Here is a 10,882-nt window from a genome sequence, read left to right on the forward strand (position 1 = left end):
TGACGAGCCACAAACCAATGTCATGAGGGAGGGGCCGGCGTGCGCCACGAGGCATCAAGCTCAAGCAATGCTGACCTTCGCGGAAACAGCGGAGCTGACAACTTGCATGCGAACGACCACTCCGGCATCGGTGTCGATGCCGCCGAAGCCGGCGACCTCGACATCGCGGTGATCGGCATGGCGGGTTCCTTCCCCGGGGCACCCGATCTCGACCGGTTCTGGACGACGGTCCGTGCCGGGCACCGGACCGTGCACACGGAGCCGGCCCCCGACTCCGGCGCCCGTGACGCGGCTCCCGGCGCCCCGACCGCCGTACGCGCCGGGGGCGTGCTCGAGGGGGCCGACCTGTTCGACGCGGCGTTCTTCGGCTACAGCCCCCGCGAGGCCGAACTGCTCGACCCCCAGCAGCGGGTGTTCCTGGAGTGCGCGTGGACCGCCCTGGAGGGGGCGGGCTACGGCTCGGCCGTCGGGCGGCCCGTCACCGGGGTCTACGCCGGGGCCAGCCTGAGCACCTATCTGATCCGCCACCTGCTGCCCAACCCCGGCCTGGCCGACCTGCGCGAGGAGCAGATGCTCGGCAACATCACCGACACCCTGGCCACCCGCGCCGCCTACCACCTGGACCTCTCGGGGCCGGCGCTGTCCGTGCAGAGCGCCTGCTCGACCTCCCTGGTCGCGATCCACCTCGCCTGTCAGGCCCTGCTCGCCGGGGACTGCGAGATCGCGGTGGCCGGGGGCGCCTCGGTACGCCTGCCGCAACTGTCCGTCCACGACGGCCGCGAGAACGGCATCCTCTCCCCGGACGGCGGCTGCCTGCCCTTCGACGCCCGCAGCGCGGGCACCGTGAGCGGCAACGGGGTCGGAGCGGTGGTGCTCAAACCGCTGGCCGCCGCGCTCGCCGCAGGCGACCGCGTCCACGCCGTGGTCAAGGCCACCGCGGTCAACAACGACGGCCGCCGCAAGGTCGGGTTCACCGCGCCCAGCGTCCAGGGCCAGTCCGCCGTGCTGCGCGCCGCCCGCGACCTCGCCGGAGTCGACCCGGCCGACATCGGCTATCTGGAGGCGCACGGCACCGCCACGCCGCTGGGCGACCCGATCGAGTTCGCGGCGCTCGCCGAAGCCTTCGCAGGACGCGACCCCGGCCTCGACGGGCGCTGCGCCCTGGGCTCGGTCAAAGCCCTGATCGGGCACCTGGACGCGGCCGCCGGCATCACCGGGTTCCTCAAGGTCGTGCTGGCACTGGAGCACGCCGTCGTGCCACCGAGCCCGTACTTCGGCGAACCGAACCCCGGCATCGACCTGGCAGGCAGCCCTTTCGACGTGCCCACCGCCGAGCGGCCCTGGCAGCGGCCCCGCGGCGGCCGGCGCGTGGGGGCGGTGAGCAGCTTCGGCATGGGAGGCACCAACGCGCACGTGATCCTCCAAGAGGCGCCCGACCCGGCCCCGGCCGCTCCACCGGTGCGTCGACAACACCTCCTCGTGCTCTCGGCCCGTACCCCGAGCGCGCTGGAAACGGCGCGGGAGCGGCTGCGTCAGCATCTCCTCACGGGACCGGCGACCAGTCCCGCCGACCTCGCCGACGCCGCGTCCACCCTGCAACTCGGCCGCACCGCCTTCCCGCACCGCATGGCTTTGATCGCGGACTGCGCGGCGGACGCGGCGGCCGCCCTCCTCCCCGGATCGCCGGACGTCCTGTCCGGTCACGTCGAGACCGGCAGCCGCGACATCGTGTTCATGTTCTCCGGCCAGGGCGCCCAGCACGTCGGCATGGGAGCCGAGCTGTACCGCACCGAGCCCGTCTACCGCGACGCCTTCGACACCTGCGCCGACCTGCTCATACCGACCCTCGGCCGGGACCTGCGCGACCTCGTCCTCGGCGACACCGCGGCCCGCCGGGCGCCGGGCGCCGTGGACGACCCGGCCCGCGCCGGACAACTGCGCCGCACCGAATACGCCCAGCCCGCGCTCTTCGCGGTCGAATACGCCCTCGCGCGGCTCTGGGAGTCCTGGGGCATCCGGCCCGCCGCGATGATCGGCCACAGCGTCGGCGAATACGTGGCCGCCTGCCTGGCCGGCACGATGCCCCTCCAGGACGCCCTGCGTCTGGTCGCCCTGCGCGGGCGCATGATGCAGGCGCTGCCGCCGGGCAGCATGCTGTCGGTCGCGCTGCCGATCGAGGAGGCCGAGCGGTTCGTCTCGGGCGACGTGGCCGTCGCCGCGTCCAACGCCCCGTCGCTCACCGTCCTGTCCGGGCCGGCCGAGGCCCTCGACGCCATCGGGCGGACGCTGGCCGCCCAGGGCGTCGCGGTCCGTGCGCTGCACACCTCGCACGCCTTCCACTCCCCGGCGATGGATCCCGTCCTCGAGGATTTCCGTGCCCTCGCGGCCGCCGTCCCGCTCGCCGCACCGGCTCTCCCGTTCGTCTCCAACCTGTCCGGGACCTGGATCACCGGCGAGGAAGCCACCTCGCCGGACTACTGGGTACGACACCTGCGCGGCCGGGTCCGCTTCCACGAGGGCCTCATGACCCTCGCCGAGACCGGACCGCTGGCGCTGGTCGAGGTCGGCCCGGGCACCGCCCTGGCCACCCTGGCCCGGCAGAACCCCGGCACGGCCGGGAACCTCGTGGTCGGCAGCCTGCCCGCGCCCGGCCGGCCGGCCCCCGCCGACCGGACCGTGACCGAGGCCCTCGCCCGGCTGTGGCTCGCCGGCACCGAGCCGGACTGGACCGGCTACTGGCGCCACGACCCGCGCGGGCGGGCCGAACTGCCCACGTACCCCTTCGAACGCGGACGCTACTGGATCGACCCTCCGGCCGCCGCGGCCGGCATCGGTCCGCTCCCCGCGGAGGACGTCCCCGTGGCAGTCTCACCGCCGCTCACCGAAGCCGGCCCGGCCGCGGCGGGGCAGGGGGCCACCGCGAACGAGGACCCGGCGGGCGGGCACGACGCCGCAGCGCTGACCGCCCACCCCCGGCACCTGGCGACCGCCTTCGTCGCGCCCGGCAACGAGCGGGAGGAAGCCGTCGCGGCGGTCTGGAGCGACCTGCTCGGCATCGCCGACATCGGCATCCACGACGACTTCTTCGAACTCGGTGGACACTCCCTGCTGGCCACCCGCGTCGTTGCCCGGCTGCTCGACGTCCTCGGCGTCGAACTCCCGCTCAGCGCCGTGATGGAGGCGCCCACCGTGGCCGCGCTGTGCGAGTACGCCGACGAAGAGCTCATGCGTGCCTACCTCGACAGCCAGTCCGCGTCACAGCCCGCCGCCGATCCGCTGCCCGACCCCCGGAAAGAGGGCGTCCGATGACCGAGACCGTCCGCGCGTCCGCCCGCGAGATGCCGGCCGACCAGCGCGCCGACATCCTCGCCCGCCTGCGCGCCGAGAAACGCGACGCCGCCGCCGGCCGGCCGCGCCCCCGAGACGCCGGCCTGGACCTGATCCCGCTCAGCCCGGCCCAGGAACGCCTCTACTTCCAGGACCTGCTCGACCCGGGCAACCCGGCACTCAACATCACCGTCTCGATCCGGATCCGCGGCGCCCTGCACCACGGCGCCGTGGAACGCGCGCTCGCCGTGGTCGTGGAGCGCCACGAAGCGCTGCGCACCGCGTTCGTCGCCGGGCCCGCAGGACCCCGCCAGCGCGTCGTGCCCGCCGGACCGGTCGCCGTACCCCTCGCCGACGCCGTGCCCGGCGACGGGCAAGGCCCGCCGGACCTCGACGCGGCCCTGGTCCGGCACGCGCGCACCAGACTCGACCTGGTCACCGGACGCCTCCTGGACGCCGCGCTGTTCCCCGTCGGGAGCGACGAGCACCTGCTCCAGATCGTCGTCCACCACATCGCCTTCGACGGCTGGTCCACCTCCGTCCTCGTGGACGAACTCGTCGAGGCCTACCGCGCCGACACCGAAGGGCGCCGGCCGAAGCTCGAAGCACTGCCCATCCAGTACCCGGACTTCTCACTGTGGGCGCGCGAGCGCACCGCGGGGGACCGCTACGAGCGCCGCCTCGCCGCGGTCCGCGACCGCCTGACCGGCGCCCCGTTCGTCCTGGACCTGCCCGCCGACAAGCCCCGGCCACCGCTCCAGACCCACCACGGCGCCCTGACCCCCCTCGTCCTGGACTCCGAGACCAGCGAGGGCCTGGCCGCCCTCGCCCGCGCCGAGGGCACCACGCCCTTCGTCGCCCTGCTCAGCGTCCTGACGATCCTGCTCGGCCGGGCCTCGGACGACGACGAAGTGGTCATCGGATCCCCGGTGGCCGGGCGCACGCGTCCCGAACTCGAACCGATGATCGGCTGCTTCGCCGACATCCTCGTCCTGCGCATGGCCCCGGCCGCCTCGGCCACCTTCCGCGACCTGCTGCGCGCGGCGCACGAGGAGGCCGGCCGGGCCTACGGGGACCAGGAAGTCCCGTACGCCAAGGTCGTCGAAGCCCTGGCGCCGCCCCGCGACCCGTCCCGCAACCCGCTGTTCCAGGTCATGTTCGGCTTCCACGAGGTCCTCCCGGCCCGCTTCGACGACGCGGTCCCGGAGTTCACCGTGGAGACCCGCGACAACGGCGTCACCGACTTCGACCTGTTCCTCAACATGGACCGTCGCGAGGACGGCTGCTTCGAGGGCGAACTGCGCTACAACACCGACCTGTTCACCGCGGACGCCGTCGCCGACCTCACCGCGCGCTTCGCCGACGTGGCACGTGCCGTCGCCGCCGCTCCCGACACGCCGTACAGCCGCCTCGCACCGACGCGCGCCGGGAGGATCGCCCTGGCGGCCTCGTTCCCGATCGAGCCGGTGCTGCCGGTGGTCCGCGCCTGGGCCAGGCACGCGGGCCTCGGGCTGGGCTTCGACGTGCCGTCCGAACCCGGCCCGGTGGCCGCCCAACTGCGCGCGCTGACCGGCGTCTTCGGCATGAACCCCGGCGCGGCCCACGTGGTGCTGCTGCGCTGGGAGGACCTGGCCACCGCCGGCGCCGCACCGGACCGCCGCGACCCCGAGGCGGTCGGCGCGGCCCTGGACCGTGGCCTCGTCGAGTTCTGCGACGCGCTGTCCGCCTATCGCGCCTGGTCCGAGGACCCGCTGACCATCGTGCTCTGCCCGCCCTCCGCCGCCTGGTCGCACTGGCACGGCACCGAGGTCTTCGACGGGCCGGCCCGCCGTCTCGCCGAAGCCTGCCGCCGCCGGCCCGACGTCCGCGTCCGCACCGCGCGGGCCACGGCGGCGGAGCACGCCGAGAGCACCCGGAGCACCGGGAGCGACGGCTTCGAGGAGGACGGGGACGATACGGACTTCCTCGACGGGCTGGACGCCGTGCCGTACGCCGGTGCCGGCTTTCACGCCCTGCTCGGCGCCTCGGTCGTGCGCAGCCTGCTGCCGCTGACCGTCCGCGACGAGGACGGGCGCCCGGCCGAGCTCGTCCCGGTCTGGCCGTCGCGGCTGGCCGCCGGCGCCGCCGGGCCCGTCGGCGGTGTGGACGCGGCCGACCTCGCCGACGGCGGACCGGCTGCCGGGGGCGGGACGCCGGGCGCGGCCGGGTTCCGCGAGCCGGTCACCGGCACCGAGCGCCGCCTGGCCGCGATGTGGGAGCAGGCGCTCAAGGTCGACCGGGTCGGCCTGGACGACAGCTTCTTCGCCCTCGGCGGCCACTCCTTCCTCGCCGTGGAACTGCTGACCCGCATCACGGCGGAGTTCGGCCGCTCGGTGGAGCCCTTCGAGCTCTTCCGCGGCCCCACCCTCGGCCACCTCGCCCACCTCGTCGACGCCGCGGCACCCGGCGGGCGCGAGGACGGCCCGGTGCCCGTCTCACGCGACCAGGCCCTCGCACCGTCCTCCACCCAGCGCCGGCTGTGGACCCTGGCGAAGGTGCACGGCGCCGGCCTCCTGCACAACAGCGCCTTCCCGCTGCGCATCGACGGAGACCTCGACGAGGCCGCCCTCCGCACGGCTGTCGCGGCCCTGCTGGAGCGCCACGAATCGCTGCGTACGACGATCGCCGAGGACCCCGACGGCGTACCCGTGCTGCGCATCGTGCCCGACGCGGCGCGCTGGGGCAGCGAGGTCTTCCCGGCGACGACGACCGTCCCCGACGGGCCGGGCCGGGCCGCCGAGATCGAGCGCCTGATGCGCGCCGCCGCCGAGGAGACCTTCGAGCTCGACCGCGGCCCGCTCGCCAGGTTCCGGCTGTTCGCCGCCGGACCCCGCACCCACTACCTCTCGATGGCCATGCACCACGCGGTCACCGACAACCGGTCCTGGGCCGTCCTCGTGCGCGACCTGGCCGAGCTCTACCGCGCCGCCCGCACCGGACGGGACCCGCAGCTCCCGGACCTGCCGGTGCAGTTCGCCGACTACGCCCACTGGCAGCACACCTGGCTCCTCGGACCGGGCGGGCGGGACCACGAGACGCGCTGGCGGGACATCATGCGGGACGTCCCGGCGGTCTCCTCGCTGCCGACCGACTTCCCGCGCACCGGGGAGATCGGCTCCGACAGCGCCGCGGTCACCCGGCGCGTCGGCACCGAGCTGGCCGCGCGGCTGCGCGCCGCCGGACGCCGCATGGAGGTGCCGCTGTTCAGCCTCGTGCTCACCGCGTACCACCTGCTGGCCGCCCGCGCGGGCGGACGCGACGAGTTCGTCGTCGGCACGCTCAACGGCAACCGCGAGCACGCCGGGCTGTCCGATGTCGTCGGCGACTTCGCCGACCTGGTGCCGATCCGGCTGACCGGGGCCGGCGACCTGACCGTCGCCGGACGGGTCGCGGCCACCCACCACGCGATCCTGGACGCCCGCGCCGTCCAGCGGCTGCCGTTCGAGAACATCGTCTCGGCGGTCCGCGCCGTGCGCGTCCCCGGCCGCCAGCCGCTGTTCCAGACGCTGTTCAACTTCGTCGACGGCGACGACGGCCTGCCCGGCATCGACGGTCTGGCCCTGACACAGCTGAACTGGCTGCGTTCCGGCACCGAGTTCGAGCTCCTGTTCAGCCTCGACGCCGAGGGCGACGAATTCCTCATCACCCTGGACTACCAGACCGGGCTGTACTCACCCGCCGGTGCCGAGGCGCTGCTGGAGGCCTTCGCCGCCATGCTGGAGGCGGTGGCCGGTGACTCCGAGGCCCGCAGCGGTGACGTCGCCTTCCCCGAGGACTGCCGGATCCCGCTGATCGCGCCCGGAACCGGAGCCGACACCGGGTCCGCCCCCGCCGCGGCCGTCCCCCCCACCGCGGTGGCGGCCAGTTTCACCGCCGAAGCGGCCGGCCCGGCGCTCGGTTTCTGGTTCGACCTGTTCGGCCGGCCGGGCAAGGTCGCGTTCGCACCCTACGCGCAGGTCGTGCAGCAACTGCTCGACCCGGACGCCGCCTTCGGCACGGCCGGAGCACCCGTCAACACCGTGCTGCTCCGCTGGGAGGACAGCGTCCGCCACCTCGGCCACGACCCGAGGGCTCTCGCCGATGCCGCCGACGGCCCGGCCCGCCTCGACGCCGTCGTCCGCGACCTGGAAACCGCCCTCGGCGATCTGCACGCCGCCCTGCTCAGCCACCGCACCTGGTGCCGGACCCCGCTGCTGCTCGCCGTCTGCCCGGCCTCGCCCGGCTGGTCCGCGGAACCGTGGGCCACCCTGGAACGCGGGCTGACCGCACGTCTGACGAAGCTCGCCGCGTCGCTGCCCGCCGTACGGGTTCTCGACGTCGGGCCCCTGGCCGGCCGGTACCCGGTGGACCGACGCGACGACGAACACGCGGACCGCCTCGCGCACATGCCCTACACGCCGGAGTTCACGACGGTTCTGGCCACCGTGGTGGCCCGCGCCGTCGTGAGCACCGAACCGCGCCGCACCATCTGCCTCGACCCCGGCCGGCTGCTGGGGCTCGGCGGCGGTGGCGGGGCCGGCGGCCGCGCATCGGCCGCGCTCGTCGCCCGCGCGCTGCGGCGAGCGACGGTCCAGGGCCGCTCACTGGTGTTCGCCGGTGCGGAGCCCGCCGTCCGACCGGAGCTGGCCGCCCGTCCGGATCTGCTGCCCGACGCGGACGCCGCCTCCTGGCTCACCGGGCATCCCGCCGGGGACCTCGAAGCCGCATTCGCGGAGGCGGTCGCCGCCGGCGCCCTCGACCCGGCCGACTGCGTCGTGCTCGACCCGGACGCCGAACTCTGCGGGCGGCTGGGTGCCCGCTTCCCCGGCGTTCTCGCGGTCGCGATACCGGGGGAAGCGGAGGCCGCGCGCCACACCCTGGACCACCTGTGGGCGCTCGACCGGCCGCTCTTCTCCGGGGGGCACCACGCCGACACCGCCCCCGGGACCGCGGCGGGCGCCGGCGCCGCGGCCGGCTTGCGCATCCTGACCGACCTGTCGGACGCGGACGGGATACAGGCGGCCGTGGACCGGGCCCGCTGGCGTGTGTACCGAGGCGAATACGTCGCGCCGCGCACCGAGCGGGAACGGCGGTTGGCCGAGATCCTGGCCCGGCTGCTCGGCATCGACCGCGTCGGGCTCTCCGACAGCTTCCTGGCGCTCGGCGGCGACTCGATGACCGCGATCCAGGTCGTCTCCCAGGCCGCCCGGCACGGCATCGGCCTCTCGCCACGTGCCGTCCTGGAGGCGTCGTCGGTCGCCGACCTGGCCGACGCCGGCGCGGCCCCCGTGGTCGTCGCCGACCAGGGCCCGGTCGTCGGGCCGGTGGCCCTGGCCCCCGCCCAGCGGTGGTTCTTCGCCCACCCGCTCGGAACCGGCGGCGACCCCAACTACTACAACCACCCCTACTACCTCACCGTGCGGCAGGGCGTCACCGCGGAACACCTGGAAAGCGCGCTGCGTGTCCTCGTGGACCACCACGACGCGCTGCGGCTGCGCTTCGCCCGCGGCGAGGACGGCCAGTGGCGCCAGTGGTCGGAGCCCACCGGCGTGGACGTGCCGTTCGAGCGCGCCGATCTGACCGCGACACCGGCCGAGGACCGCGCCGCACGGGCCGAGGCCCTGGCCATCGGGCTCCAGAGCGGCCTCGACCTGGCGGCCGGGCCCACCCTGCGGGCGCTGCACCTGCACACCGACGGCGAGCAGGACCGGCTGCTGATCATCTGCCATCACCTGGTGGTGGACGGCATGTCCCGCGGCATCCTGCTGGAGGACCTGACCACCCTCACCGAACAGGCCGTCCAGGGGGTACCGCTGCGCCTGCCGCCCAAGACAACGTCGTTCCGCGACTGGACCGACCGGGTCGGCGCGTACGCGTCCAGCGAGGAACTCCTCGCCGAGGTGCCGTTCTGGCTGGAACAGATCGCCCCCACCCCCGAAGGCACCCGCGCACCGGTCGTGCCGGTCGACCACGAGGGCGGATCGACGGAGATGGCCTACATGGAGACCGCCGAGGCGCGGGTCAGCGCCGAGGAGACGGCCGCGGTGCAGCGGCTCACCGTCGGCCTGCACGCCAGCCTGTCCGACGCGGTCTTCGCCGCCTCGGCCTCGGTCCTGGCCGAATGGACCGGCAGCGACTCCTGCCGGTTCGCGGTGGCCGGGCACGGGCGCCCCCACCGCTTCCCGGACCTCGACCTGGTCCGGACGGTGGGCTGGTTCCAGATCTACTTCCCGATCGGCATCGACGTCGCCGGAACGGAGGGCGTGTCGCTGGTTCAGTCGGTGCACCGCCGGCTCGCGGTCGTCCCCGACTCCGGTTTCGGCTACGCGGTGCTGGCCGGCCAGCACGCCGATCCGGCGCTGCGCGCCCGTCTGACGGGGGGTGAGCAACCGCTGTTCAGCTTCAACTACATGGGTGAGTCCGGCTTCGAGCAGACCTCCGCACACACGTCCCTGTTCGGGCACTGCCCCGACTCGTACGGCCCCTGCCAGGACGGCGGGTGCACCTGGCCGTACCTGCTCGACCTGATGCCGGCCATCGTCGACGGCGCGCTGGTCCTGCAGATCTACTACCGGCGCAGCATCCATGACGCCGCGACCGTCACGGCGCTCGCCGAGCGCATCGCCGACCGGTTCCGCGCCCTGGCCGCACCCGCGGCCCAGGACATCACCCCGGCCCCCCGATCCGCAGCCGGCGCCTGACACCCCGTGGCCGGCCCGCTCCACCGCGTGCGCCCGGCACTCGGTCGCCGGGCCGGCCCACCGCCCCGACCGGACGACGACCCGGGACGGCACCACCGAGGAGCCGTCATGAGGCGTCCGCCCGATACCCGGGCCCGCTCAGGCCGTCCGGTCGTCGCGCCCGTGTCTCCCGTTCCCACCCCCGAGTCCCGTGACTCACTCCCGAGTCCCGTGAAAGGTGAAGCCGATCATGTCCCCACGGTCCACACGTCCCGGCACCGACATCCCGTCCCGGGCCCTCGCGGCTCCCGTCCCGGCGGCACCTGCCCGGCGTGCGGTCCGCTGATGGGCACCGCCGAGCAGACGGCCGCCGTGCCGCCGACCGACCAGCTGTCCGGTCTGATCGCCGAGGTCCTGGGGGTGCCGGGGGCCGAACTGGACGAGGCTTCCGGGCCCGGCGTCCACGACGCCTGGACGAGCCTGAAGCACATCGAGGTCGTGATCGTGCTGGAGGAGCACTACGGTGTGGCCCTCAGCAGCCGGGAGATCAGGGGCATCACCAGCATCGCCGGCCTGCGCGGGCTCCTGGCGGCCAAGGGGGTCGCGGGGACGGCCTCGTGACCGTCACCGACCCCGCGCCGCCGTCCGCTCCGGGCCGGTCCGGCCGGTCGCACCGGCCCGGCGATCCCGCAGTCGACGGCCGTGCCCCGCTGCTGATGATGCGGCACCTCGAGCGGACCGCGGATCGCCCGTCCGAGGACGGTACGGCGGTCCCGGGGCACGACACCACCCTCGCGGCCCGTCGCGACCCCCGCCACCCCCACCCTTGACGCGGTCTGTTCCCTCGCCGAGGTCAC

At 74.8% G+C, this 10,882-nt stretch carries 3 protein-coding genes; all 3 read left to right on the forward strand.

Features of this window, described 5'->3' with window-relative positions:
- Positions 1 to 102 precede the first annotated feature (102 nt).
- The 3 genes from ABZ354_RS20790 to ABZ354_RS20800 all read left to right on the forward strand — a co-directional run bounded on the left by ABZ354_RS20790 (position 103) and on the right by ABZ354_RS20800 (position 10,646).
- A complete protein-coding gene (locus ABZ354_RS20790) occupies positions 103 to 3,309 on the forward strand; it encodes a beta-ketoacyl synthase N-terminal-like domain-containing protein (protein WP_358658772.1) in 3,207 nt (1,068 codons plus the stop codon).
- Complete coding sequence (locus ABZ354_RS20795) at positions 3,306 to 10,046, forward strand: condensation domain-containing protein (protein ID WP_358658774.1); 6,741 nt, start codon at positions 3,306 to 3,308, stop codon at positions 10,044 to 10,046. The genes ABZ354_RS20790 and ABZ354_RS20795 overlap by 4 nt, the downstream gene beginning before the upstream one ends.
- Before the next feature lie 324 nt (positions 10,047 to 10,370).
- The gene (locus ABZ354_RS20800; protein ID WP_358658776.1) at positions 10,371 to 10,646 is read left to right on the forward strand and encodes an acyl carrier protein; all 276 of its coding nucleotides are present in this window, start codon (positions 10,371 to 10,373) and stop codon (positions 10,644 to 10,646) included.
- The last annotated feature ends 236 nt before the right edge of the window (positions 10,647 to 10,882 follow it).

Origin of the sequence: Streptomyces sp. NPDC005925 (genome assembly GCF_040638805.1) — a bacterium.
In the GTDB taxonomy this organism is placed as follows: Bacteria; Actinomycetota; Actinomycetes; order Streptomycetales; family Streptomycetaceae; genus Streptomyces.

Bases quoted from the DNA above. Each gene is read 5' to 3' on its own strand.
- ABZ354_RS20795 (WP_358658774.1), top strand. From the start codon at position 3,306: ATGACCGAGACCGTCCGCGCGTCCGCCCGCGAGATGCCGGCCGACCAG.
- ABZ354_RS20800 (WP_358658776.1), top strand. From the start codon at position 10,371: ATGGGCACCGCCGAGCAGACGGCCGCCGTGCCGCCGACCGACCAGCTG.